The sequence below is a fragment of the Phenylobacterium sp. LjRoot225 genome (assembly GCF_964252855.1).
In the GTDB taxonomy this organism is placed as follows: Bacteria; Pseudomonadota; Alphaproteobacteria; order Caulobacterales; family Caulobacteraceae; genus Phenylobacterium.
The window spans coordinates 451877-475165 of the sequence record NZ_CAXUPL020000002.1; the positions used below are offsets into that span (position 1 = coordinate 451877).

At 69.8% G+C, this 23289-nt stretch carries 23 protein-coding genes; 17 read left to right on the forward strand and 6 right to left on the reverse strand.

The window, feature by feature from the left end:
• Window positions 1-8: 8 nt before the first annotated feature.
• Window positions 9-800: an SDR family NAD(P)-dependent oxidoreductase gene (locus ACSQ2B_RS12340; RefSeq protein WP_436050196.1), complete on the reverse strand. Its 792-nt coding sequence runs from the start codon at window positions 798-800 to the stop codon at window positions 9-11.
• Window positions 801-1090: 290 nt separating this feature from the next.
• On the opposite strand from ACSQ2B_RS12340, the gene ACSQ2B_RS12345 reads away from it, so the two are divergent.
• From ACSQ2B_RS12345 to ACSQ2B_RS12395, 11 genes are all read left to right on the forward strand, one after another.
• On the forward strand, window positions 1091-2011 hold the full coding sequence (locus ACSQ2B_RS12345) for a LysR family transcriptional regulator (RefSeq protein ID WP_436050198.1): 921 nt from the start codon (window positions 1091-1093) through the stop codon (window positions 2009-2011).
• Window positions 2011-2730, forward strand: coding sequence for a CoA transferase subunit A (locus tag ACSQ2B_RS12350; protein WP_436050199.1), 720 nt, complete (start codon window positions 2011-2013; stop codon window positions 2728-2730). Before ACSQ2B_RS12345 ends, ACSQ2B_RS12350 begins: the two co-directional genes overlap by 1 nt.
• Window positions 2727-3926, forward strand: coding sequence for a 3-oxoadipyl-CoA thiolase (gene pcaF, locus ACSQ2B_RS12355; RefSeq protein WP_436050200.1), 1200 nt, complete (start codon window positions 2727-2729; stop codon window positions 3924-3926). The genes ACSQ2B_RS12350 and pcaF overlap by 4 nt, the downstream gene beginning before the upstream one ends.
• Window positions 3927-3938: 12 nt before the next feature.
• Complete coding sequence (gene pcaH / locus ACSQ2B_RS12360) at window positions 3939-4643, forward strand: protocatechuate 3,4-dioxygenase subunit beta (RefSeq protein ID WP_436050201.1); 705 nt, start codon at window positions 3939-3941, stop codon at window positions 4641-4643.
• Entirely contained in the window at window positions 4640-5284 is a 645-nt protein-coding gene (pcaG, locus tag ACSQ2B_RS12365; RefSeq protein ID WP_436050202.1) for a protocatechuate 3,4-dioxygenase subunit alpha, read from the forward strand. The genes pcaH and pcaG overlap by 4 nt, the downstream gene beginning before the upstream one ends.
• A 1-nt stretch (window position 5285) precedes the next feature.
• The gene (gene pcaB, locus ACSQ2B_RS12370) at window positions 5286-6437 is read left to right on the forward strand and encodes a 3-carboxy-cis,cis-muconate cycloisomerase (RefSeq protein WP_436050204.1); all 1152 of its coding nucleotides are present in this window, start codon (window positions 5286-5288) and stop codon (window positions 6435-6437) included.
• Entirely contained in the window at window positions 6434-7222 is a 789-nt protein-coding gene (gene pcaD / locus ACSQ2B_RS12375; RefSeq protein ID WP_436050205.1) for a 3-oxoadipate enol-lactonase, read from the forward strand. Before pcaB ends, pcaD begins: the two co-directional genes overlap by 4 nt.
• On the forward strand, window positions 7222-7614 hold the full coding sequence (gene pcaC, locus ACSQ2B_RS12380) for a 4-carboxymuconolactone decarboxylase (protein ID WP_436050207.1): 393 nt from the start codon (window positions 7222-7224) through the stop codon (window positions 7612-7614). The genes pcaD and pcaC overlap by 1 nt, the downstream gene beginning before the upstream one ends.
• Before the next feature lie 125 nt (window positions 7615-7739).
• Window positions 7740-7940, forward strand: coding sequence for a hypothetical protein (locus tag ACSQ2B_RS12385; protein WP_436050209.1), 201 nt, complete (start codon window positions 7740-7742; stop codon window positions 7938-7940).
• A 169-nt stretch (window positions 7941-8109) separates the two neighbouring features.
• Window positions 8110-9168 carry a sensor histidine kinase gene (locus tag ACSQ2B_RS12390; RefSeq protein WP_436050210.1) on the forward strand — a complete coding sequence of 353 codons (1059 nt, stop codon included), beginning with the start codon at window positions 8110-8112 and terminating at the stop codon, window positions 9166-9168.
• Window positions 9169-9287: 119 nt separating this feature from the next.
• Window positions 9288-9773 carry a VOC family protein gene (locus ACSQ2B_RS12395; RefSeq protein WP_436050211.1) on the forward strand — a complete coding sequence of 162 codons (486 nt, stop codon included), beginning with the start codon at window positions 9288-9290 and terminating at the stop codon, window positions 9771-9773.
• Here ACSQ2B_RS12395 and ACSQ2B_RS12400 read toward each other — a convergent pair.
• Window positions 9770-10711, reverse strand: coding sequence for an IS481 family transposase (locus ACSQ2B_RS12400; RefSeq protein ID WP_436050212.1), 942 nt, complete (start codon window positions 10709-10711; stop codon window positions 9770-9772). The genes ACSQ2B_RS12395 and ACSQ2B_RS12400 overlap by 4 nt on opposite strands.
• Before the next feature lie 195 nt (window positions 10712-10906).
• Here ACSQ2B_RS12400 and ACSQ2B_RS12405 point away from each other — a divergent pair, with 195 nt between their 5' ends.
• The 3 genes from ACSQ2B_RS12405 to ACSQ2B_RS12415 all read left to right on the forward strand — a co-directional run bounded on the left by ACSQ2B_RS12405 (window position 10907) and on the right by ACSQ2B_RS12415 (window position 13803).
• Window positions 10907-12034: a fumarylacetoacetate hydrolase family protein gene (locus ACSQ2B_RS12405; protein WP_436050214.1), complete on the forward strand. Its 1128-nt coding sequence runs from the start codon at window positions 10907-10909 to the stop codon at window positions 12032-12034.
• Complete coding sequence (locus ACSQ2B_RS12410; RefSeq protein ID WP_436050216.1) at window positions 12034-12795, forward strand: SDR family NAD(P)-dependent oxidoreductase; 762 nt, start codon at window positions 12034-12036, stop codon at window positions 12793-12795. Before ACSQ2B_RS12405 ends, ACSQ2B_RS12410 begins: the two co-directional genes overlap by 1 nt.
• A gap of 129 nt (window positions 12796-12924) precedes the next feature.
• Window positions 12925-13803, forward strand: coding sequence for a DMT family transporter (locus ACSQ2B_RS12415; RefSeq protein WP_436050217.1), 879 nt, complete (start codon window positions 12925-12927; stop codon window positions 13801-13803).
• Window positions 13804-13876: 73 nt separating this feature from the next.
• Here ACSQ2B_RS12415 and ACSQ2B_RS12420 read toward each other — a convergent pair whose 3' ends face one another.
• Window positions 13877-15163: an amidohydrolase family protein gene (locus ACSQ2B_RS12420; protein WP_436050219.1), complete on the reverse strand. Its 1287-nt coding sequence runs from the start codon at window positions 15161-15163 to the stop codon at window positions 13877-13879.
• Between the two features lie 270 nt (window positions 15164-15433).
• On the opposite strand from ACSQ2B_RS12420, the gene ACSQ2B_RS12425 reads away from it, so the two are divergent.
• Window positions 15434-16432, forward strand: coding sequence for a LacI family DNA-binding transcriptional regulator (locus tag ACSQ2B_RS12425; RefSeq protein ID WP_436051017.1), 999 nt, complete (start codon window positions 15434-15436; stop codon window positions 16430-16432).
• A gap of 52 nt (window positions 16433-16484) precedes the next feature.
• Window positions 16485-17909 carry a sugar porter family MFS transporter gene (locus ACSQ2B_RS12430; protein WP_436050221.1) on the forward strand — a complete coding sequence of 475 codons (1425 nt, stop codon included), beginning with the start codon at window positions 16485-16487 and terminating at the stop codon, window positions 17907-17909.
• A 24-nt stretch (window positions 17910-17933) separates the two neighbouring features.
• Here ACSQ2B_RS12430 and ACSQ2B_RS12435 read toward each other — a convergent pair whose 3' ends face one another.
• The 3 genes from ACSQ2B_RS12435 to ACSQ2B_RS12445 form a co-directional block, all read right to left on the reverse strand.
• Window positions 17934-18920, reverse strand: a complete 987-nt coding sequence (locus tag ACSQ2B_RS12435) for an NADPH:quinone oxidoreductase family protein (protein WP_436050223.1) — start codon at window positions 18918-18920, stop codon at window positions 17934-17936.
• Window positions 18920-19963, reverse strand: coding sequence for an aldo/keto reductase (locus tag ACSQ2B_RS12440; protein WP_436050225.1), 1044 nt, complete (start codon window positions 19961-19963; stop codon window positions 18920-18922). The genes ACSQ2B_RS12435 and ACSQ2B_RS12440 overlap by 1 nt, the downstream gene beginning before the upstream one ends.
• A gap of 81 nt (window positions 19964-20044) precedes the next feature.
• Entirely contained in the window at window positions 20045-21010 is a 966-nt protein-coding gene (locus tag ACSQ2B_RS12445) for an enoyl-CoA hydratase/isomerase family protein (RefSeq protein ID WP_436050227.1), read from the reverse strand.
• A gap of 299 nt (window positions 21011-21309) precedes the next feature.
• On the opposite strand from ACSQ2B_RS12445, the gene ACSQ2B_RS12450 reads away from it, so the two are divergent.
• Window positions 21310-23040, forward strand: coding sequence for a hypothetical protein (locus ACSQ2B_RS12450; RefSeq protein ID WP_436050229.1), 1731 nt, complete (start codon window positions 21310-21312; stop codon window positions 23038-23040).
• Window positions 23041-23289 lie beyond the last annotated feature (249 nt).

The window sequence follows — 23289 nt, forward strand, 5'->3', positions numbered from 1 at the left end:
CTTGCGGGTCAGAGGTGGGCCCAGCCGCCGTCGACGGCCAGATCGGCGCCGGTGATCTGGCGCGAAACGTCGGAGGCGAAGAACAGGCAGGCGTTGGCCACGTCCTCGTCCTGGGTGATGCGGCGAAGGGCGTATTCGTCGGCGTGGCGAGCGACCGCCTCCGCCTCCGACACGCCGTGGCGATCCATGACGTCGGGGATCACCTTGGTGCGGAAGCGCGGCCCCTCGACCATGCCGGGCGCGACGTAGTTGACGTTGATGTTGTGCGGACCGGCCTCGAGCGCGGTGGACTTGGTCACGCCGCGCAGCCCCCACTTCGAGGCGGAATAGGCCATACGCCCAGCCCGGCCGCGCATGCCGAAGGTGCCGCCGACGTTGACGATCTTGCCGTAGCACTGCTCCACCATGACCGGCAGCACGGCCTTCATGGTGTTGAAGCAGCCGGTGACGTTGAGCCGGACGATCTCTTCGAACGCCTCGGTGGAGGTGCTCCAGGCGGTCTCGCCCATCGGCCCCGTGCCGCCGGCGACGTTCACCAGCACGTCGATGCGGCCGAACGCATCGCGGGCCGCCGCCGCCAGCGCCTCGGTCTGAACGGGGTCGGTGATGTCGCAGGCCACGGTGATCACGCTGCGGCCCATGCCGCGCGCCGCCTCGGCCACGGGTTCGATCGCGGCCATGTCGCGCCCGGACAGGACCAGCCGGGCGCCCTCAGCCGCAAAGGCCAAGGTGATCGCAGCGCCCATGCCCTTGGCCGCGCCGGTGATCACCACGACCTTGTCCGCCAGCCTCAAGTCCATAAACTCGCCACCCAGCTACACCAAATACACATATGGAATATCGACTACGACAATAATCAATATTGAAACGATTACCTAAGTATTGGCATTTATCTATTATGAGTTATCTTTGATCACTGATAATTTGCATTGAATTTTTTCCTCAAACCTGATCTGACACTGTTGCAGCGATGCGATCAATCGATCTAGGCTTCCCCAACGCAAGGAAGTTTAGTCTGCGGCCGCGGTGATCAGAGGTGCCGATTTTGCGGACGCGCGTTGCCGAAAAGTAACCGGGTACGGGGGTGCGAATGGCGCTGCGCAACATGAGGATCTGGCGCTACATCGACGAGGTGTCGCGGGCGGGATCGGTGCGCCAGGCCGCCGAGCGGCTGCACGTCACGCCCTCCGCCCTTCTGCGCCGCATCCAGGACGTGGAGCATGACCTCGGAGCCCCCATCTTCGAGCGGGACACCACCGGGGTGACGCTGACCGCGGCCGGCGAGATCTTCGTCGGCTGGATCCGCTCGCAGGAAGCCGACCTGCGCCGCGTCTATTCCCAGATCGAGGACCTGTCGGGCCTGAAGCGCGGCGAGGTGTCGATCGCCTGCAGCCAGGCGGTGCAGAGCTTCGTCGTCGAGCACATCAAGCGGTTCCGGCAGGCGCATCCGCTGGTCCGCTTCCGCGTCACCATCGCCGACCACAACTCCGCGCTCACCGCCCTGTCGGACTATGTGGCGGACCTCGTGCTGGTCTTCCGTCCGCCGCACGCGATCGAGCTGCAGCCGATCATGACCCTCGGCCAGCGGATGGTTGCGATCATGGCCCACGACCATCCGCTCGCAGGGCGGGCGACCCTGCGCCTGCGCGACCTGGCGGACTACGAGATCGCCCTGCCCGGCGCGAGCTTCGGCGGCCGGGAGATCATCGAGCAGATCCTCGCCAAGACGTCGATGCGGCTGAATGTGATGGCCGAGGCCAATTCCTTCTCAGTGCTGGCCGACCTGGTGCGCGGCAGCGAGCTGGTGACCTTCCAGATCGAGATCGGCGCGCTGAAGCACAGCAGCGATCCCGAACTGGCCATCCGGCCGGTGGACGACGTCGACCTGGCGCATGGCCCGCTGGTCCTGGGCCAGTTGAAGGGTCGCGCCCTGCCGCTCCCGGCCGCGAAGTTCGCCGAGCAGCTGTCGGCAAGCCTCAACGAGCTCCGCTCCATGCCGATGGCGATCTGATGGCGAGCAAGCTCTACGACAGCCCTGAGGCCGCGCTCGACGGCGTCATCTTCGACGGCATGACCCTGATGTCGGGCGGCTTCGGCCTGTCCGGCAACCCGGAGAACCTGATCGCCGCCCTGAAGGAGACCGGGGTCAAGGACCTGACCATCGTCTCCAACAACTGCGGGGCGGACGGCTTCGGCCTCTGGCAGCTGCTGAACAATGGCCAGATCCGTAAGATGATCTCGTCCTATGTCGGCGAGAACAGGCTGTTCGAGCAGCTCTACCTCTCCGGCCAGCTGGAGCTGGAGCTGAACCCGCAGGGCACGCTGGCCGAACGGATCCGCGCGGGCGGCGCGGGCATCCCGGCCTTCTACACCAGGACCGGCGTCGGCACCGTGGTCGCCGAAGGCAAGCCGCACGAGGTGTTCGAGGGCGAGACCTACATCCGCGAGACCTGGCTGCGGGCGGACCTGTCGATCGTCAAGGCCTGGCGCGCCGACCCGGCGGGCAATCTGATGTTCCGCAAGACCGCGCGGAACTTCAATCCGAACATGGCCACCGCCGGCCGGGTCACCATCGCCGAGGTCGAGGAGCTGGTCCCGGAAGGCACGCTCGACCCGGACTGCATCCACACGCCGGGCATCTATGTCGACCGCATCATCCAGGGCCGCGGCTACGAGAAGCGGATCGAAAAGCTGACGACACGGCCGCGTCCCCAAGAGTTGCCGGCATGACCGAAGCCTTCATCTGCGACGCGACCCGCACCGCCATCGGCCGCTTCGGCGGCGGCTTGGCCCGCGTGCGGACCGACGACCTGGCCGCCCATCCGATCAAGGCGCTCTTGGCCCGCAGCGACCTCGACCCCGCGGCGATCGAGGAGGTCTACCTCGGCTGCGCCAACCAGGCCGGCGAGGACAACCGCAACCTGGCGCGGATGGCGGCCCTGCTGGCGGGCCTGCCGGTCAGCGTCCCGGGAACGACGATCAACCGACTGTGCGCCTCGGGCGCGGACGCCGTGGGCTCCGCCGCCCGGGCGATCCGCGCCGGCGAAATCGAACTGGCCCTCGCCGGCGGGGCGGAGTCCATGACCCGCGCGCCCCTGGTGATGGGCAAGGCCGAGACCGCCTTCCAGCGCGCGGCCAGGCTGGAGGACACCACTATCGGCTGGCGCTTCGTCAATCCGCTGATGCAGGCGCGCTACGGGACCCACTCCATGCCGGAGACCGCCGAGAACGTCGCCGAGGCCTATGGCGTCGCCCGCGAGGACCAGGACCGCTACGCCCTGCAGAGTCAGGCGCGCGCGGCCGCGGCCCAGGAGGCCGGGTTCTTCGCCGAGGAGATCACGCCGATCGAGGCGCCGGACGGGAAGAAGGGCCTCGCCGCCTTCGACCGCGACGAGCACCCCCGCACCACCAGCCTGGAGGCCCTCGCCAGGCTGAAGCCCGTCGTCCGTGCGGACGGCTCGATCACCGCGGGCAACGCCTCGGGGGTGAACGACGGCGCGGCCGCCATGGTCGTGGCCTCGGAGGCCGCCATCCGGCGCCACGGGCTGACGCCGCGCGCTCGGGTGCTCGGCATGGCCACCGCCGGCGTCGAGCCGAAGATGATGGGGATCGGACCGGTCCCGGCTTGCCGCAAGCTGATGGCGCGCCTGGGCCTCGGGATCGGCGACTTCGACCTCATCGAGATCAACGAGGCCTTCGCCAGCCAGGTGATCGCCTCCCTGCGCGAGCTGGGGGTCGATCCGGCCGCGCCGCACGTGAACCCGAACGGCGGCGCCATCGCGCTCGGCCATCCGCTCGGCATGAGCGGGGCCAGGCTGGCGATGACCGCCGTCCACGCCCTGGAGACGACAGGCGAACGCCGCGCGCTCGTCACCATGTGCGTCGGCGTCGGCCAGGGCGTCTCGCTCGCCCTCGAACGGATCTGAAAGGCGAAGGCCGTGGACGTCATCCCCTACGAGCTGGAAGCCGAAGACCAGCCGCCCTCGCTCCATCCGCCCTATGGCTCGACGGTGAAACGCTCGCCGAGCCGTCCCCTGGTGCGCATCCCCCAGACCCTGACCGAGGTCACCGGCCCGCGCGCGGTCTGGGAGCGGCTGATGGGGCCGGCGATGCTCGACATGACCCGCCAGCACGCGGGCGAGGCCATCGGCCAGCGGATCATCGTCTCCGGCCGCGTGCTGGACGAGGACGGCCGGCCCGTCCCGCACACCGTGGTCGAGGTCTGGCAGGCCAACGCCGCCGGCCGCTACATCCACGCCCGTGACCAGTGGGACGCGCCGCTCGACCCGAATTTCACCGGCGTCGGCCGCGTGGTCACCGACGCCGAGGGCCGCTACCGCTTCGTCAGCGTCAAGCCGGGGGCCTATCCCTGGGGCAACCACAAGAACGCCTGGCGGCCGGAGCACATCCACTTCTCCCTGTTCGGCCCGGCCTTCGCCACGCGCCTCGTCACCCAGATGTATTTCCAGGGCGACCCGCTGATTCCGCTCGACCCGATCGCGGGCGCCGTTCCGCCCGAGGCCGTCGAACGGATGGTCGGTCGGTTCGACCTCGCCACGACTGAGGAGGCCTTCGCGCTCAGCTACATCTTCGACATCGTGCTGCGCGGCCGCGCCGCCACGCCCTTCGAGACCCAGCCATGACCGTTTTCAAACAGACCCCCTGGCAGACGGTCGGCCCCTTCTTCCACTACGCCCTGCCCTGGAAGGGCGCGGCCGACCTGGTGGCGGGCGAAGGCGACCTCGGCGCGCGGCCCGACCTGATCCCCGAGGGCCACGACCTGCTGGGGCCCGGAGACGTCGTACGGACCGCGGCCCAGGGCGAGGCAGTCGAGATCTTCGGCTGCGTGTACGACGGCGACGGCCAGCCGATCCCAGACGCCATGGTCGAGATCTGGCAGGCCAATCCGCAAGGCCGCTACGCCTCGGAGGCCGACCCGCGCGAAGAACTGGCGCTGGACCCGAACTTCATCGGCTTCGGCCGTTCGTCGACCAGCGTCGACGGCGCCTTCCGCTTCCGCACGCTCAAGCCCGGCCGCGTCCCCGGCCCTGGAAACACCCTGCAGGCGCCGCATATCGCCGTCGGCCTCATGGGCCGCGGCCTGCTCAAGCGGCTGGTCACCCGGATCTATTTCGCCGACGAGGCCGCCAACGCCGAGGACCCGATCCTGGCGTTGGTCCCGCAGGATCGCCGCGACACCCTGATCGCCCGTTACGACGGTGGGGCCTGGCGTTTCGACATCCATCTGCAGGGGGAGGCCGAGACTGTCTTCTTCGAGATCTGACATGACCTCCCGGATCCGCGACCTCGCCGCCTCGACGCCGGAGATGCTGGACGCCTTCGGCGACCAAGCCCTGGTGCGCGCCGCCCTGGCCTTCGAGCGGGAGCTTGCCGCCGCCCAGGCCGCCGAAGGGCTGCTGACCGCCGACCAGGCCCAGGCCATCGCCGCGGCCTGCCAGGCCCTGCCCGACCTCGAGGCCCTGGCCCAATCCGCCGCCCACGCCGGGACCCTGGCCATCCCGCTGGTCGCCGAGCTGCGCCGCCGCCTGGCGAAACACCCCGAGGCCGCGGCCAAGGTCCACCTGGGCGCCACCAGCCAGGATGTCGCCGACACGGTGCTGATGCTGCAGGCCGAGGCGGGACTCGGGCTGATCGTCCGCGACGGGGTTCGCCTGACGACGGCGCTGGCCGCCCTGGCCCAGACGCACGCGGGCGCGCCCATGCTGGGGCGCACCCTGCTGCAGCCGGCGCGGCCGATCACCTTCGGGCTGAAGGTCGCCGGCTGGCTGCTCGGCGTCGACGCCGCCTTGCGTCGCCTCAGCCGCGAAGCCGAGGCCGCCCTCCTCCTGCAGTTCGGCGGCGCCAGCGGGACGTTGGACGGCCTGGACGGCAAGGCCTTCGCCGTCTCGCAGCGCCTGGCCGAAGGGCTTGGCCTCGCCGGCCCGCCGGCGCCCTGGCACGCCCGGCGCGGCGGCGTCGCGGGCCTGGCCGGCGCCCTCGCCATCCTGACCGGCGCGCTCGGCAAGATGGCCGGCGACGTCGCCCTGCTCGCCCAGGCCGAGGTCGGCGAAGCCTTCGAGCCCCGGATAGACGGGCGCGGCGGCTCCTCGGCCATGGCGTACAAGCGCAATCCGACCGGCTGCCAGGTCGCCCGCTCCGCCGCCCTGCGCGCGCCGCATCTCGCCGCCACCATTCTCAGCGCCCTGCCCCAGGAGCACGAGCGCGGGCTCGGCGGCTGGCAGGCCGAGGGCGCGGTGCTGGCCGACCTGTTTTGCGTGGCGCACGGCGCCCTCGTCGCCATGGCCGAGGTCGCTGAAGGGCTCGAAGTGCATCCGGACCGCATGGCGGCCAACCTCGCCGCGGCCGCGGTTGGCGACGACGTCGGCGAGGCCGCGGCCCTGGTGGCGAGCGCCTTGCAGGCCTGGAGGCGGCCATGAGGCTGATGGCGCGCGCGGCGGACGGCTGCCGCCTGGTCGGCGAGGCGCATGGCCCGGCCGAGGCGCCGCCGCTGCTGTTCCTGAATTCGGTCGGCTGCGACCGCCGCCTCTGGGAGCCGCAGGTCGCCGCGCTGAGCGAGAAGTTCCGCTGCCTCGTCTTCGACGCCCGCGGCCACGGGGAGTCCGGCGCTCCTGACGGCGACTACGCCATCGCCCAGCTCGGCGAGGATGCGCTGACCATCCTCGGCGCGGCGGAGGTCGAGCGCACCCATCTCTGCGGCCTGTCGCTGGGCGGCCTCGTCGGCCAGTGGCTGGCCGTCGAGGCGCCGGACCGCGTCGCCAGCCTGACCCTCGCCAACACCGCCAGCCGCATCGGCAGCCGGGAAGGCTGGACCGCGCGCATGGAACTCGTGCGGGCCCAGGGCCTGGAGGGGATCGCCGCTGCGGCGATGGAGCGGTTCTTCTCGCCGGCCTTCCGCCAGGCCCAGCCGGCGGTCGTCGCCGAATGGCGCCGGCGTCTGACCGCGACCCCAACGGCGGGCTACGCCGGCTGTTGCGCGGCGCTGCGCGACGCCGACCTCGGCCCAGTCCTCGAGCGGATCGCCGCGCCGACCCTGGTGATCGGCGGCGCGCTCGACGTCGCCACCCCGCCCGAGCAGGCCGTCGCCCTGGCGGCGACGATCCCGGGCGCGAACCTCGAGATCCTGCCCGCCGCCCACCTTTCCAACCTGGAACAGGCAGACGCCTTTACGTCGGCCCTGCGAATGCATCTGGAGGCCGCCTGATGGACGAACGCGAACGCCACGCGCTCGGCATGCGCACCCGTCGCGCCGTGCTGGGCGACGCCCACGTCGACCGCAGCCTCGCCAACACCACCCCGCTGACCGAGGAGTTTCAGGACCTGATCACGCGCCTGGCCTGGGGCGAGATCTGGACCCGGCCGGCCATCGACCATCCGACGCGCCGGCTGCTCACCATCGCCATGCTGATCGCCCTCAACCGGGAGGCGGAGCTGAAGATGCACCTGCGCGCGGCGCTCGAGCACGGGGTCGCGCCCGAGCTCCTCAAGGAGACCATCCTGCAAAGCGCCATCTATTGCGGCGTCCCCGCCGCCAACGGCGCCTTCGCCCTGCTCACGGAGATCATCGACGCGGCGGAGCGCGCGCCTCAGGGCTAAGGCGACCCTCGACCCCGCAAACAGAAATCCGGCGCCGGACCGCGACTTCACCTTGCGAAGCCAGACTCAGCAGAGCCTTCACTTCTCGTGCGCGCTTCGGCGGCCGGAAAGGATAAGACCGCCTCATGACTCCCAAGGAATGCCATGAGCGAGCGGCGATGTGCGCGGCGAATGCGTCCCTGGCCGCAAGCGAGGCGATCCGGCTGGAGTTCCTGAACCTCGCCGCCAAATGGCGATCGATGGCCAAGCCGGGGATTTCGCTTCGCAATCCGGACGACGCCCTTGAGGCGGTCGAGGAGCCATGTCTCGAAGCCACCTCCGCCTAGCGGTGCGGTATTGGGCCTGTAGGTTGCGATAGGTCAACCATGCGGCTTCGCAACCTGCTAGTTTGCGGCAGCGGTCGCTGAAGCTCGAACTGCGGGCCTTGCGGCCACGCCACATTCTGCTGGGAAACGTCTTTCGGTTCGAGAGCCTCCGGCGGAAGGATCGGGCCATATGGCTGCGACACCTACAGTTGAACCTATCGTCAACAGCCTTGCGCTTGCCTTGGTGGCGTCCTCGGACGCGCCGATCCTGCTGCTCGACGGCGCGCTAGACGTGGTCGCCGCCAGCGCCTCCTTCTCCCGCGCCTTTCAGATCGATCCGGCGGCTCTCGCAGGCGTCTCCCTGTTCGCGATCGGCGCGGGCGAGTGGGATGTTCCGCAGCTGCGCTCGCTCCTGAAGGCGACCCTGTCCGGGGCGGCGGACATCGAGACTTACGAGATGGATCTGAAGCGGGCCGGCGGCGCCGCGCGGCGCCTGGTGCTCACCGCCCACCAGCTTGTCCATGACGACCCAGCCACGGTGCGCCTGCTGCTGTCGGTCTCCGACGTCACCAATGCGCGTCTCGCAGACCGGCTCAAGGACGACCTCCTGCGCGAGAAGGCGATCCTGTTCCAGGAGCTGCAGCACCGGGTCGCCAACAGCCTGCAGATCATCGCCAGCGTCCTGATGCAGAGCGCGCGGCGGGCGCCCACCGAAACGCGAAGCTATCTCGTTGACGCCCATAGCCGGGTGATGTCGGTCGCCGCCCTCCAGCACCACCTCGCCACGTCCAGCGCCGGCGACGTCGAACTGCGCGCCTACTTCACCGAGCTCTGCGAGAGCATCGCGGCTTCGATGATCCCGGACCACGAAAAGCTCACCCTCACCGTGGAGGCGGACCGGAACGCCGCCAACGCCGACGTGTCCGTCAGCCTCGGGCTGGTCATCACCGAACTCGTCATCAACGCCCTGAAGCATGCCTTTCCCGGCGACCGTGCGGGCCACATCGTCGTCGGATATGACGCCAAGGGCGCGGACTGGACGCTGTCCGTCAGCGACGACGGCGTCGGGATGCCGGGCGGGGCGGAACCCGCCAAGGGCGGCCTCGGAACCAGCATCATCCAGGCGCTCGCCAAGCAGCTGGGGGCGGACCTGACAGTAGCGGACAATGCGCCAGGGACGCTCGTCTCGCTGGTCCACCGCGAAGCCTCGCTGACGAGCGAGGCCGCGAAGCACGCGCCGGCCGTCTAGCGCGGCCGACGATCAGCACCTGACGCCTGTGCGATGCGGAACCGCGACTCTTCGGGGCGACGGTGAAGTATGATTTCTGAGACCTCGCCGACAGAGCGCCAGGACAGGGAGGAAACGTCATGATCCGAGGCATCCATCATGTCGCCATCAACACGCCGAACTTCGACCGGCTGCTCGCCTTCTATCGCGACGTGGTCGGCTTCGAGGTGGTCGAGAGCAGCCAGGTCGCCTGGGACGCCTCGCCCGAAATCGACGGCCTGGTGAACCTCAAGGGCACGGCCGCCCGGGTGGTGATGATCCGGGCGGCGAACGCCTACATCGAGCTCTTCGAGTACCGGAAGCCGACAGCGCGCAACACCGACCGGCTGCTGCCCTCGGACCACGGCTACACCCACATCTGCCTCGACGTGGTCGACCTGGCGAGCGAGTACGAGCGACTGTCGAAGAACGGGATGACCTTCCACGCCCCGCCGATCTCCGTCGAGGAGGGCCGGATCCGGACGATCTACGGCAAGGACCCGGACGGCAATGTGATCGAGCTGCAGGAGCTTTCCCCCAGCCTGGACATGGCCGTGGAGAACCTGACCGGCTTCAAGCTCGGCTAGCTGTCGTTACCAAGAAGGTTGTTCACCCTCTGCCAGGGGGTGAAGCCTTTGATGCCGGAGTGGGGTCGGGTGAGGTTGTAGCTGTCGGTCCAGGGTCCGACGGCCTTTGATCGCTCCGCCGACGAGCCGTAAGGCTTGGCGTAGGCCCACTCGCGCAGACTGGTCTGGATGAAGCGTTCGGCCTTGCCGTTGGTCCTAGGCGTGTAGGGGCGGGTTCGGACGTGACGCGCGCCGGCGGTCTGCAAGGCTTTGGCGAAGAGCTTGGAGCGATATGCCGAGCCGTTGTCGGTCATCACCCGTTCGACGGTGACGCCGTGGCGGGCGAGCCAGGCCAGGGCGCGCTCGAGGAAGGCCGTGGTGTCCTCCTTGCGCTCGCTAGGCAGGATCTCGGTGTAGGCCAGGCGCGAGGCGTCATCGACGCAGACGTGCAGGAAGTCCCAGCCGGCTCCCCGGGATGCGCCTTTACGGCGGTCGCCGGTGATGCGGTGGCCTTCCACGTCGAAGCGGCCGAGCTTCTTGATGTCGAGATGGATCATCTCGCCGGGTCGCGAGCGCTCGTAACGGATCACCTCGGGCCGGGGCTCCAGCGCCGTCAGCTTGCCCAGCCCCAGCCGGCGAAGGATCACGCCCACCGTCGAGCGCGCCATGCCCAGGGCCTGGGCGATCGCCGGCCCGGTCATCCGCTGGCGGCGCAGCTGCTCGATCTGCATCACCCGCGGTTGCGACGTCCTGCGCGGACATCGTCGGGGCGCCGAGCTGCGATCGGTGAAGTCTTCGCTCGGCCCCCGACGACGCCGGCCCACCCATTTGCGGGCCGTCCGCACCGAGACCCCAGCCGCTTCCGCCGCAGCTGCCACCGACCAGCCTTCATCTACGATCCGAGACACCATCAGGGCTCGACCACGCGGCGTCAGCCGCGCATTCTTATGGACGTTCATCCGGGGAGTTCCGGTGGAAGTGGAGTGTTGCAACCCCAGCTTCGTTCAGACCCCTCCCCGGGTGAACAACCTTCGTAGCTTCGACAGCTAGCGCCGCCTGACGGGCAGGAGCTTTGGCCTCGCCCGTCCCCTCCCCACGCCTTGCGGCCGGCCGCCGAAATATGGTAGCGCTACCAACGCGACGGAGGAGTTCGAATGTTGCGAACCGAAGACCTGCCTCTGGATTGGCGCGCCGCGACCCTGGCAGGTCGCCTGCTGGCCCCCGAAGGGCCGCTCGTGGTGGTCTGCCGCGAGGGCCGGCTCCGCGACGTCACCGCCACCGCGCCGACCATGTCCGACCTGCTGCGCGACTGGACGGGCGAGACGCCGCCAGGGCGCGACCTGGGCGATCTGGCGGACTTCGATTTCGCCGCCCACCCCCTGCTTGCGCCGTTCGACCTGCAGGTGATCAAGGCCGCCGGCGTCACCTTCGCCGTCTCCGCGGTGGAGCGGGTGATCGAGGAGCGGGCCCGCGGCGACTCCGCCAGGGCCGAGGCGATCCGCGGCGACCTCAGCGCCCGGGTCGGCGGCGACATCCGGGCCGTTCAGCCGGGCTCGGAGGCCGCAGCGCGGCTGAAGGCGGCGCTGATTTCCGAGGGCCTCTGGTCGCAATATCTGGAGGTGGCGATCGGCCCGGACGCGGAGATCTTCACCAAGGCGCCGATCCTCGCCGCCGTCGGCCACGGCGCCCAGATCGGCGTGCGCTCGGACTCCACCTGGAACAACCCCGAGCCGGAGGTGGTGCTGGCCTGCGATCCCGCCGGCCGCGTGCTCGGCGCCACGCTGGGCAATGACGTCAACCTGCGCGACTTCGAGGGCCGCAGCGCGCTGTTGCTCAGCAAGGCCAAGGACAACAACGCCTCCTGCGCCATCGGCGCCTTTATCCGCCTGTTCGACGCCGGCTTCACCCTCGACGACGTGCGCGCGGCCCAGGTCGACCTGGTCATCGAAGGCCGGGACAACTACCGGCTGGAAGGTCATAGCTCGATGGACCAGATCAGCCGCGATCCGCTGGAGCTGGTGCGCCAGACGCTGAGCGAGCACCAATATCCGGACGGTTTCGCCCTGTTCCTCGGCACCCTCTTCGCCCCGACCCAGGACCGTGACGAACCAGGCCGCGGCTTCACCCACAAGCCGGGCGACCGGGTGCGGATCTCCAGCCCGCGCCTGGGCGCGCTCGTCAACGAGGTGACCACCTCCAAGGCCGCCGCCCCCTGGAGCTTCGGCGTCGGCGAGCTGATGCGCAATCTCGCCGCCCGCGGCCTGCTCTCCGGCCGGGCGTGATGGCCAGCGCCGTCTATCCCAGCCTGCGAGGCCGACGCGTCATCGTCACCGGCGGCGGCAGCGGGATCGGCGCCGGCCTCGTCGAGGCCTTCGTCCGCCAGGGCTGCGAGGTGCATTTTCTGGATATGGCGCGCGAAGCTTCCGAGGCGCTCGTCCGCGCGCTGGGCGACGCGACGCCGGCGCCGGTCTTCCACCCTTGCGACCTGAAGGATCTCGACGCGACCGCCGAGGTCTTCGCCCGGATCGGTCCGGTCGACGTCCTGGTGAACAACGCCGGCAATGACGACCGGCATGGCCTGGACCAGCTCACCCCCGCCTATTTCGACGACCGCATGGCGGTGAACCTGCGGCACATGCTGTTCTGCGCCAAATGGGCGGCCGAGGGCATGAAGGCGGCGGATGGCGTGAGGCGCGCCGGCGGCGCCATTATCAACCTGGGCTCGATCTCCTGGCATCTCGGCCTGCCCGACCTGGTGCTCTACGAGACCGCCAAGGCCGGCATCGAGGGCATGACCCGAGCGCTGGCGCGCGAGCTGGGACGCGACGCCATCCGCGTCAGCTGCGTGGTCCCCGGCAACGTCAAGACGCCGCGACAGGCGCAGTGGTACACGCCCGAGGGCGAGGCCGAGATCGTCGCCGCCCAATGCCTCGATGGCCGGATCTCGCCGGCCGACGTCGCCGCCCTGGTGCTGTTCCTGGCCTCGGACGACGCGCGCTTCTGCACCGGCCACGCCTACTGGATCGACGCCGGCTGGCGCTGAGCGGCGCGCCGGCCTTGGCGAACGGCCGCGCGCCCCGCTAGATGCCCCCTGTCCGAGGAGGGCCCGAAGCTGTCTTCATCGCCTGAACGCCAAGCTTCGATGGGCGCTGTCCCGTCGGCGTCGCCTCGCATGGTCGCCTACGCCATGCTGGCGCTGGTCATGCTGCTCTGGGCGGGGAACTCCATCGTCGGCCGGGCGGTGCGAGATCAGGTCCCGCCCTTCACCTTCGCCCTGCTGCGATGGACCGGCGCCTTCCTGGTGCTGGCGCCCTTCGTCCTGCGCCGGGCCATCGCCGAGCGGGCCGAGATCCTGCGCGCCTGGCGGCCGATCCTGCTGTTGGGCCTGATCGGCGTCGCGGGCTTCAACGCCTTTCTCTACTCCGGCCTACGGCACACCACCGCCACCAACGCCCTGCTGATGCAGGCCGCCATCCCGGCCGTGGTCCTGGCCGCCGACTTCCTGCTGTTCCGCGCCAGGCCGCGCGGTCTCGAGGTCATCGGCGTCCTCTTCTCGATGGCCGGGGTCGCCCTGATCGTGCTGCGCGGCGACATCGCCGCGATCGGCGACGCCCGGCTCAACAGCGGCGACCTGCTGGTGCTGGCCGGCGTGGTCTGCTGGGCGACCTACACCTCGCTGCTGCGACGCCGACCCGCGCTGCATCCGCTGAATTTCCTGCTGGCCACCTTCGCGGTGGGCATCGTCGCCATGGCCCCGCTGGCGGCCGGAGAATGGAGCGAGGCGCGCCACATCGTCTGGACCGCGCCCGTCGTGCTGGCGGTCGCCTATGTCGCCATCCTGCCGTCGGTCGTCGCCTACGCCCTGTTCAACGCGGCGGTGGCGCAGCTGGGCGCCGGGCCGGCGGGCCAGGCGATCAATCTGTTGCCGGTGTTCGGCGCCGGGATCGCCGCCGCGACCCTGGGCGAGCCGCTGCACCCCTACCACCTGGCCGGCATGGCCCTGGTGCTGACGGGGATCGCGGTCCCTGCAGTGTTGGCCGGTCGGCGCTAGCCCCAAGGTCGTCATCCCGGACGGCCTGCAAGGCCGAGCCGGGACCCAGGGCCGCCGCACTGCAGAACCCCGCTCAAGCCGCCGCGAGGCGACGGCTTTGTTGCGGCAGGCGGTCGATGACCAGGGCGCCGTCGCGGATCACCGCCTTCAGCGCCTCGTCCGGCCGGGCCAGCAGCGACAGGTCGGCGACGGGATCGCCGTCGACGACGATCAGGTCGGCCAGGGCGCCGGTCTCCACCACGCCGACCTTGCCGGCCGGACCGCCCAGCAGCTCGCCCGGATTCTTGGTGCCCCAGGTGAGGATGTCGGCGGCGCTCAGCCCCTCGATATGTTCGTTGTAGAAGGGCAGCTCACGGCCATAGGCGCCGACCACGTGGTCGAGCGGATCGTCCGGGATCATACCGCGCAGCAGGCCTGAGTAGTCGTCGCCGATCAGGATGCGGACGCCGGCCTTGTGGGCCTTGGTCAGGAGCGGCCGCAGCCTAGTCCAGGCGTCGACGTATTCGCCGGTGGCGTCGGCGCCCATGTCGATCAGCACCTTGGTGAAGGTCAGGCTGGGCACCCAGAAGGCCCCGCTGGCGACCAGGGCCTCGATGCACTCGTCGTCGACCTCGTCGCCGTGGTCGATGATGTCCACGCCCAGCTCGACGCACTGCAGGATCACATCCTTCGTACAGACGTGGGCGCGGACCTTGGCGCCGCGCTGGTGGGCGGCTTCGACGACGGCGGCGATCTCGTCATAGGCCATGTTCTGCGGACCGCGGTGGCCGGGGATCAGGTGGCCGGGACTGGCGAAGATCTTGATCACCTCGACGCCGCGGCGGATCTCCTCGCGGACCAGCTTGCGCATGGCGTCCGGGCCGTCGGCGAACACGTCGATGCCGGGCGTCTGGTAGGCCTGCCACCACTTCATCGCCGCATTGGCGTCGGCCGTAGTGCCGCAGTGGTGGCCGCAGGCGAGGATGCGCGGCCCCGGGATGATGCCCTCGCGGATGGCGATCTTCAGGCTGGCGTCGATGTCGTGGGCGCAGCCGGCGCCGGCGTAGCCCGTAAAGCCGCTCTCCAGCAGCACGCGGCAGTTCCGCACGCCCATGGCCATGCCGACGCCGGGCGGCAGCTCCTTGCCGAGCTGGTCGCCGCGCATCGCCGTGGCGAAGTCGAACTTGTAGAAGTCCGGATGGAAGTGGCCGGTGATCAGCCCCGGCATCAGGGTCATGCCCCCGAGGTCGAGGGTCTCGCCGGACGGGATGGCGGGCGCGTCGCTGACCGCGGCGATGCGATCGCCGTCCAGCGTCACGCTCCACTGTCCGGACCGCATCTTCTGGCCGTCGAACAGCTTGGCGTTGGTGAGGGTCAGCATGGGCGTTTCTCCGAACTTCGGGCGGCTCTTGGCGGCCGCGCGCGGAGGAAACTCAGTCACAGGCGCGAGGCCCGCGCAATGTCCCTCGCGGCAAGGACGTGCGCCGGCTGGGTGAACAACTGCGCTCGCCGCCGGCGGGAGGACGACCGCGACGGAGCGCGGATTGTCCGCCCCGGGCCCCGGCCCTAAGGTCGCGCCGTCGTGGATGGGAGTGTCGGCTTGGTCGTCAGGACATCGCGTCGCGCGGGGGCGGCGCCCACCTTGAGCGACGTGGCCAGGGCGGCCGGCGTATCGCCCATGACCGTGTCCCGGGTGATCAACAGGGACGAGGCGGTGCGTCCGCAGACGCGCGAGCGGGTCGAAGCCGCCATCGCAGCCCTGAACTATGCGCCCAACTCCGCCGCCCGGGTGCTCGCCGGCGCCGCCCGGACCCGCATCGCCCTGGTCTACGGCAATCCCAGCGCGGCCTATCTCAGCGAGGTGCTGCTCGGCGGCCTGGCCATGGCCAGCCGCAACGACGTGCAGTTGCTGCTGGAGAACTGCGAGGCTGGCGTCGATCCGGCGGACATCGCCGGCCGCGCGGTCGAGCGGCGGCTCGACGGGGTGATCCTGCCGCCGCCGTTCTGCGACATGGCCGGACTGGTCGCCGAGTTGCTGGCCGGCGGCGTCCCCACCGTCCTGCTGGCCAGCGGCGCGCCGGCGCCGGGCTGTTTCGCGGTGACCATCGACGACGTCCAGGCCGCCGCCGACATGACCCGCCACCTGATTTCGCTCGGCCATCGCCGCATCGGCTTCATCGTCGGCGCCGCCAACCAGACCGCCAGCGCCAAGCGTCTCGAAGGCTATCAGCGGGCGCTCCGCGAGGCCGGGCTGCCCCAGGACGAGCGCCTGATCGCCCAGGGCGATTTCAGCTACCGCTCAGGCCTTGCCGCCGCCGATCAGCTTCTCGGCGCCTCGCCGGCGCCGAGCGCCATCTTCGCCAGCAACGACGACATGGCCGCCGCCGTCGTGGCGGCCGCCCACCGCCGACGCCTGGAGGTTCCCGGGGACCTCAGCGTCTGCGGCTTCGACGACACCGCCCTGGCCACCACCATTTCGCCCGAACTGACCACCGTGCGCCAGCCCGTCGCCGAGATGGCCCAGGCGGCTGTCGAGCTGCTGACCACCGCCGCCCGCCGCCGACGGCTTGGCCAGGATGCGCCGGCGGAGCAGCGGCTGTTCCGCCACGCGATCATACGACGGCGCTCCGACGCGCCGGCGCAGCCTTGACTTCTCACAGCCAGCGTCAATGGTAGCGCTCACATAAGAAGGCGAAGGGGAGATGATGCGGGACCTGGCAGGCGGCGCGGCCGAGCGCGCCAATTTCGCCTTCATCGCTGCGATCGTCGCCGTCGCCACCATCGGCGGCTTCATGTTCGGCTACGACTCCGGGGTCATCAACGGCACCCAGAAGGGGCTGGAGGCCGCCTTCAACCTCGGCCGGCTCGGCATCGGGGTGAACGTCGGCGCCATCCTGCTCGGCTCCTCGATCGGCGCCTTCGGCGCGGGGAGGCTGTCGGACCTGATCGGCCGGCGCGGCGTGATGATGCTGGCGGCCGTCCTCTTCCTGGTGAGCGCCCTCCTCGCCGGCGGCGCCGCCAGTTCTGCGCTCTTCATCCTGGCGCGCATCCTGGGCGGCCTGGGCGTCGGCGCGGCCAGCGTCATCTCGCCAGTCTACATCTCGGAAGTGACGCCGGCGAACATCCGCGGCCGGCTTTCCAGCGTGCAGCAGGTGATGATCATCACCGGCCTGACCGGCGCCTTCGTCGCCAACTTCCTGCTGGCCCACTACGCCGGCGGCTCGACCGCCATCCTCTGGCTCGGCTTCCCCGCCTGGCGCTGGATGTTCTGGCTGCAGGCCATCCCGGCGGCCATCTATCTGCTGGCCCTGCTGATCATCCCGGAGTCGCCGCGCTACCTGGTCATCAAGCGCCGCGACGCCGAGGCCCAAGTCGTGCTGGCGCGCCTGTTCGGCCCCGCCGCCGCCGAGCGCAAGATCGCCGAGATCCGCGCCAGCCTGGCCTCTGACCTGCACAAGCCCAAGCTCTCGGACCTGCTCGACAAGACCACCGGCCGCGTCCGGCCGATCCTCTGGGCGGGGATCGGCCTGGCGGTCTTCCAGCAGCTGGTCGGCATCAATGTGGTCTTCTACTACGGCGCGGCGCTGTGGGAGGCGGTCGGCTTCTCCGAGAACGATGCGCTGAAGACCAACATCCTGTCGGGCGTGCTGTCGATCGGCGCCTGCCTCCTGACGATCAGCCTGGTCGACAAGGTCGGCCGCAAGCCGCTGCTGCTGATCGGCTCCGCCGGGATGGCGGCGACCCTGGCCACCGTCGCCTACGCCTTCTCCACGGCGGTGACCGGCGCCGATGGGGGCGTCACCCTGCCGGGCGCGAACGGCATGATCGCCCTCGTCGCCGCCAACCTCTACGTGATCTTCTTCAACGCCAGCTGGGGCCCGGTGATGTGGGTGATGCTCGGCGAGATGTTCCCGAACCAGATCCGCGGCTCGGGCCTCGCCGTCTCCGGCTTCGCCCAGTGGATCGCCAATGCGGCGGTGTCGGTGAGCTTCCCGACGCTCGCCGTGGTCCCCGGCCTGGCGCCCACCTACCTCGGCTACGCCGCCTTCGCGGCCATCTCCTTCGTCTTCGTCCGGGCGATGGTCCACGAGACCCGCGGGCGCGAACTGGAGGACATGCAGGGTTGAACGGCCCCGCCCCTTCCCCGCGCCTCAGTCCTCGTCGGAGAGGGTGACGACGACCTTGCCATGGGCCTTGCGATCCTGGATCCAGCGGATCGCCTCGCCGCCGCGCGCGAGATCGAAGCGTTGGCTGATCAGCGGTCTCAGCCTGCCCTCGGCGTACCAGGCGTAGAGCTCGGCCATGTTCTCGGCGTGCAGCTTGGCGGTGCGGGCGACGAAATCGCCCCAGAAGACGCCGACGATCGAGGCGCCCTTCACCAGCGGCAGGTTGAGCGGGATCGAGGGGATCTGGCCGCCGGCGAAGCCGACCACCAGATAGCGCCCGCCCCAGGCGATGGAGCGGAAGGCGGGCTCGGCGAGGCGGTCGCCGACGGGATCGTAGATCACGTCCACGCCCTTGCCGCCGGTCATCGCCTTCAGCGTCGCCTTGAGGTCCTGTGCGCTGTAGTCGATCAGCTGATCGGCGCCGTAGTCCCGGGCGATCTGCAGCTTCTCCGGGCTGGAGGCGCCGGCGATGACATGAGCGCCCATCACCTTGCCGAGCTCGACGGCCGCCAGGCCGACGCCGCCCGAGGCGCCGAGCACCAGCAGGGTCTCGCCGGGCTGCAACTGCGCGCGTTGCTTCAGCGCATGATGCGAGGTGCCGTAGGCCATGGTGAAGGCGGCGGCGATGTCGAGCGGCATGGTGTCTGGGACGTGCGTCGTCCGCGCGGCCTGGGCCACCACATATTCGGCGAAGGCGCCCCAGTTGGTCAGCGCCGCGGCCCGGTCGCCAGGCCGGAAGCCCGTGACGCCCGGGCCGACCTTGGCGACCAGGCCGGACAGCTCGCCGCCAGGGCTGAACGGCAGGGGCGGCTTGATCTGGTATTTGTTCTCGATGATCAGGGTGTCGGGAAAGTTCACGCCCGCAACATGCGTCCGGATCAGGACCTCGCCCGGCCCCGGCTCGGGGATGGCGATGTCCCGCAGCTTCAGGCTTTCCGGCGGACCGTAGCTCTCGCAGACCAGAGCCCGCATCACACCCGTCCGGCCCGGCCCAGGGCGCGAGCCATCTTGCGGTCCGGATCGATCCACTGGGCGGTGGCGTAGATCGGGTCGATCCTGGTGGCGGCGTCCAGCTCGGCCATGTCGGCGTCTGCGAGGGTTACGTCGGCGGCGCCGAGGTTGTCCTCCAGCTGATGCATCTTGGTGGCGCCGATCAGCACGCTGGTGACGCCGGGACGCGCCAGGAGCCAGGCCAGCGCCACCTGCGGGACGCTGATCGACCGCGCGGCGGCGATCTTGCGCATCACCTCGACAACCGCGAAGCCCTTCTCCTTGTCGAAGCCCAGCGGGTCGAAGCTGGAGAAGCGGTTGTCCGGCCTGGAGAGGTCCTCGCGACTGTAGGCGCCGCTCAGGAAGCCGAAGGCGAGCGGGCTCCAGACCGTCAGGCCCAGGCCGTAGCGCTGCATCATCGGAATGATGTCGCGCTCCACGTCGCGGCCGAGCAGCGAATAGTACATCTGGCCGTGGGTCAGGCGCGCGAGCCCCCGGGCCTTCTGGATCTCCACGGCCGCCGACATGGTCCAGGCCGACCAGTTGGAGACGCCCATGTAGCGGACCTTGCCGGAGCGGACGACGGCGTCGAAGGCCTCGAGCGTCTCCTCCAGCGGCGTGAACAGGTCCTCGCGGTGGGCGACGTAGACGTCGATCCAGTCGGTCCCGAGCCGCCTCAGGCTCTGGTCGACGGACCACAGGATGTGGCGCCGGGAAAGGCCGGTGCGCAGCAGCTCCTTGTCGCCCGTCCCGCGGTTGCCGACCTTGGTGGCGATGACGACCTTGTCGCGGTGCGGCTTGAGCGCTGCGCCCAGCAGGGTCTCGGACTCGCCGTCCGCATAGACGTCGGCGGTGTCGAAGAAGTTCACCCCGGCGTCGATGGCGCGGCCGACCAGCGCGTCGGCGAGCTGCGCGCCGACCTTGTAGACCGCGCTCAGGGTCTGGTCGCCCTGGGCGAAGGTCAAGGCCCCGAAGCCTAAGCGCGACACGACCAGGCCGGTGTCGCCGAGGGTGGTGTACTGCATCGTCGATCAGTCCCAACTGTGAGACCGGTCGGCCGCCGGGATTTCTGGACGGCCGACCTGCGCTCCCTCCGACCTGGAGACCTACGACGCCTGCTTCCGGCCCGACTTGCTCAGGCGGAATTCGGGTGGAAACAGGCTGTCGTTGTCCTTCACGGCGTTGTTCAGGCCCTTCTCGAAGGCCTCGTCGCCGAGTGTCAGCTCGCCGCCGTCGTTGTGGACGGTGGGCAGCATCGACTCCAGCCAGGCGGTCAGCACGGAGCCCATGTACTCGCCCTGCTGCTGCTTCATGACCTCGAAGAAGGTCTTCTGCATCATGACCACGTCGGTCGGGCGGGTGTTGGAGCAGGCCATCGCGTACTTGGCGACTTCGGCCTCAAGGTCGGCGCGCGGGACCACCTTGTTGACGAAGTTGCAGTCGTACATCTCCTTCGCCGTGAACGGCCGGCCGGTGAAGACCATCTCCTGGAACTTGCGGATGCCCATGGTGTTGGCCCACTGCCACATGCGGGGGCCCCAGCCGACGTAGCGGAACGCCGGGTGGCCGAAGAGGGCGTCATCCGAGGAGATGATGATGTCGGCGTCGGCCGCCTGGTAGAAGTGCCAGCCGTAGCAGTAGCCCTTCACTTCCAGGATGCTGATCTTCTTGAAGTCCTGCAGGCTGCGGCAGCCGAAGTTGGAGTTGGCGTAGAGCTGGGTCAGCTGGGCCAGGTAGCGGTAGGAGTTCTTCGGCGGGTAGACGACGCCTTCGTCCTCGTCGATCTGGAACTCCCGCAGCAGCGACACCTCGGCCGTCTCCGACAGCATGTCCGCCTGCTCGGGCAGGTCGGCGCCGCCGCCGAGGTTGTTGCCCACCCCGCGGATGACCAGCACCTTGACCTCGTCGTCGACGTTGGCGTGATGGATCATCTTGGCGTAGCGCAGCCGCGCGGCGATGGTCGGCGCGTTGAGCGCGTCGGGACGATTGAGGGTGATCGTCGCGATCTTGGTCTTCGGGTCCTTCTCGTAGAGGATGATGTCCTCGGCCGAGGGACGGGTCTCTTCTGCCATGACGGCGCTCCTTCACCTTTGTTTTTTGCTTTTGGTCCGGCGGCGCACGTCACGCCTTCATCGTACGACCCAACCTGCCAGACTGCCGGCCGCCCTGTTCGACAATCGGCGCATCCGCTTGGACATTCGGAGCAGCTTCGGACGCGTTCAAGCGCTGGACCGGACTGACGCCGAGGGCGTTTGGCGGGGTCTTGAGACGCTGACGCCATCCGGGCCCCGGGGGCATTTATCATCTGTGTTTACGCGGACTTCGCACATGCGCGGGATCATGCGGCCTGAGCGTGCAGCATGGCGTGTTGATGATCCAAAGTTCTCTGAAGACGGCGAGCTATCCCGAGGGCGAGCGCGCCGCCAACCCGGCGATGCATCGCCTGGAGCTGGCCCGCGGGGTCGTCGAAAAGCGCTTCCTGGCCGCCGGAGAGGTCCTGGCCCTGGCCGTCGGCGGCGTGGGCCAGCTGATCAGCTCGCTCGACAGTCTCGCCGGCGCGCTCGACCCTGAGACCGTCGAGGCGACGAAGACGGAGCTGAACAGCGCCGCCCGCAGCCTGTTCGACCTGCGCGAACGCCTGGAGGGGCGACGCCTGAAGACCCGCGGCCTGAGCCGGCTCGTCGACGGCCTGCGCGCCGGGATCGAGGACATGCGCCGCGACCTCGCCTACCTGCGGGTCTTCTCCATCAACATCAAGGTCACCGCCGCGGGCATCCCCGGCGCCGGCGAGGACTTCGGCCTGTTCGCCCAGGAGATCTCCGACCGCATCGAATCCGGCCGAATGGAGCTGGAGCGGTTCGCCTCCGAAGTCAGCGTCCTGCACGATCAGCTGAACGCCGCCCTGGTCCAGGAGCAGGCGCTGGCCGCCGAATGCGAACGGTTGATCCCCGCCGTGCCTGACGGCCTGGCCGCCTCGGCCCACGACATCTCCGCACACCACGAAAAGGTCGCGCGGGTGGCCGCCGAGGTGCGCGAGCTGGCCCAGGACATCCAGCGCAAGGTGGGCGCCGCGCTGGCCGCCCTGCAGGTCGGCGACAGCACGCGCCAGCGGATCGAGCACGTCCAGAACGGCCTGTCCCTGGTCGCGACGACCGCCTTCGACGCCCAGGCCCAGACTCGCCTGGCCGCCGTGGTGAGCCCGCTGCTCGCCGCCCAGCTGGGCGCCGCCGCCGCCGACTTCCACCGCGACGCCGCGCAGATCCATCAGAGCATGGCGGCGATCGCCAGCCACGCCACCGAGCTGCTGCGCCTGAAAGACCTGGCCTTCGGCCGCAGCGCCGCCGACGAGGGCTTCCTGGACCGGATGACCATCCACCTCGACCAGGCGCTGGGCCTCGTGGGTCGGATGGAGGGCGCGGATTGCGCGGCAGCCAACACCGGCCGCGCTGCGGTCGAGGCGGTCGAGGCCCTGACTCGTCGCATCGCGGCCCTCCAGTCCATCAAGACCGACGTCCAGCAGATGGCGCTCAACACCACGCTGAAGTGCGCGCGCATCGGCGACCCGGGCAAGCCGCTGTCGGTGATCGCCATCGAGCTTCGCGTCCACGCCGGCCTGCTCGAAGGCTCGGCCCAGCGGACCCTGCTGACCCTCGAGGAGCTGGCCGCCGACGCCGGCCGCATGATCGCGGAGGGATCCGGCGGCTCCGCCGGAACCGCCCTGACCAAGGCGACCGGGCGGATGCGCAAGGTCAATGCGACGGTCGAAGCCGACCTCGCCGCCCTGGCGCAACAGGGCGAGGCGGTGGTCCGCGCCCTGGGCGACGCCGCCAAGCGGCTGGATTTCCACGGGGAGATCGGCGCGGCCCTCGACGCCGCCAGCAACCTGCTCGACCAGCCGCCAGGCGACGTCTCGGCGGTCGATCCCGAAATGCTGGCGCAGATCCTTCAGACGATCGCCAAGTCCTACACCATGGCCCAGGAGCGCGAGATCCACGCCGCGCTGACGGCCGGGTTCAACCTGGACGTCCCGGCGGCGAAAGCGCCGGTCGGGGTCGAAGTCGAAGTCACGGAAGAGAACGAGCTGGAGGCCGTGCTCTTCTAGGGTCCGGGTTCAATCCTAGGCGCCGGGTATTGGCGGGTCAGGCGCGCGGTTCCTCCACGACTGTCATCCCGGTTTCGCGCAGCGAAGACCGGGACCCATGCACACCGTAAGGCGAGATCTCGCACGGCGCGGCCGCGTTCGGCCTTGAAGCGCCGTGTCCATGGGTCCCGGTCTTTTCGCTCCGCGAAAAACCGGGATGACAGTCGTGGGGTGGTTCGCGCCGCTCGCCATATGCGATCCCCCCGCTTC

Bases quoted from the DNA above. Each gene is read 5' to 3' on its own strand.
- ACSQ2B_RS12340 (WP_436050196.1), bottom strand. From the start codon at position 800: ATGGACTTGAGGCTGGCGGACAAGGTCGTGGTGATCACCGGCGCGGCC.
- ACSQ2B_RS12345 (WP_436050198.1), top strand. From the start codon at position 1,091: ATGGCGCTGCGCAACATGAGGATCTGGCGCTACATCGACGAGGTGTCG.
- ACSQ2B_RS12350 (WP_436050199.1), top strand. From the start codon at position 2,011: ATGGCGAGCAAGCTCTACGACAGCCCTGAGGCCGCGCTCGACGGCGTC.
- pcaF (WP_436050200.1), top strand. From the start codon at position 2,727: ATGACCGAAGCCTTCATCTGCGACGCGACCCGCACCGCCATCGGCCGC.
- pcaG (WP_436050202.1), top strand. From the start codon at position 4,640: ATGACCGTTTTCAAACAGACCCCCTGGCAGACGGTCGGCCCCTTCTTC.
- pcaB (WP_436050204.1), top strand. From the start codon at position 5,286: ATGACCTCCCGGATCCGCGACCTCGCCGCCTCGACGCCGGAGATGCTG.
- pcaD (WP_436050205.1), top strand. From the start codon at position 6,434: ATGAGGCTGATGGCGCGCGCGGCGGACGGCTGCCGCCTGGTCGGCGAG.
- pcaC (WP_436050207.1), top strand. From the start codon at position 7,222: ATGGACGAACGCGAACGCCACGCGCTCGGCATGCGCACCCGTCGCGCC.
- ACSQ2B_RS12385 (WP_436050209.1), top strand. From the start codon at position 7,740: ATGACTCCCAAGGAATGCCATGAGCGAGCGGCGATGTGCGCGGCGAAT.
- ACSQ2B_RS12390 (WP_436050210.1), top strand. From the start codon at position 8,110: ATGGCTGCGACACCTACAGTTGAACCTATCGTCAACAGCCTTGCGCTT.
- ACSQ2B_RS12395 (WP_436050211.1), top strand. From the start codon at position 9,288: ATGATCCGAGGCATCCATCATGTCGCCATCAACACGCCGAACTTCGAC.
- ACSQ2B_RS12400 (WP_436050212.1), bottom strand. From the start codon at position 10,711: ATGAACGTCCATAAGAATGCGCGGCTGACGCCGCGTGGTCGAGCCCTG.
- ACSQ2B_RS12405 (WP_436050214.1), top strand. From the start codon at position 10,907: ATGTTGCGAACCGAAGACCTGCCTCTGGATTGGCGCGCCGCGACCCTG.
- ACSQ2B_RS12410 (WP_436050216.1), top strand. From the start codon at position 12,034: ATGGCCAGCGCCGTCTATCCCAGCCTGCGAGGCCGACGCGTCATCGTC.
- ACSQ2B_RS12415 (WP_436050217.1), top strand. From the start codon at position 12,925: ATGGTCGCCTACGCCATGCTGGCGCTGGTCATGCTGCTCTGGGCGGGG.
- ACSQ2B_RS12420 (WP_436050219.1), bottom strand. From the start codon at position 15,163: ATGCTGACCCTCACCAACGCCAAGCTGTTCGACGGCCAGAAGATGCGG.
- ACSQ2B_RS12430 (WP_436050221.1), top strand. From the start codon at position 16,485: ATGATGCGGGACCTGGCAGGCGGCGCGGCCGAGCGCGCCAATTTCGCC.
- ACSQ2B_RS12435 (WP_436050223.1), bottom strand. From the start codon at position 18,920: ATGCGGGCTCTGGTCTGCGAGAGCTACGGTCCGCCGGAAAGCCTGAAG.
- ACSQ2B_RS12440 (WP_436050225.1), bottom strand. From the start codon at position 19,963: ATGCAGTACACCACCCTCGGCGACACCGGCCTGGTCGTGTCGCGCTTA.
- ACSQ2B_RS12445 (WP_436050227.1), bottom strand. From the start codon at position 21,010: ATGGCAGAAGAGACCCGTCCCTCGGCCGAGGACATCATCCTCTACGAG.
- ACSQ2B_RS12450 (WP_436050229.1), top strand. From the start codon at position 21,310: ATGATCCAAAGTTCTCTGAAGACGGCGAGCTATCCCGAGGGCGAGCGC.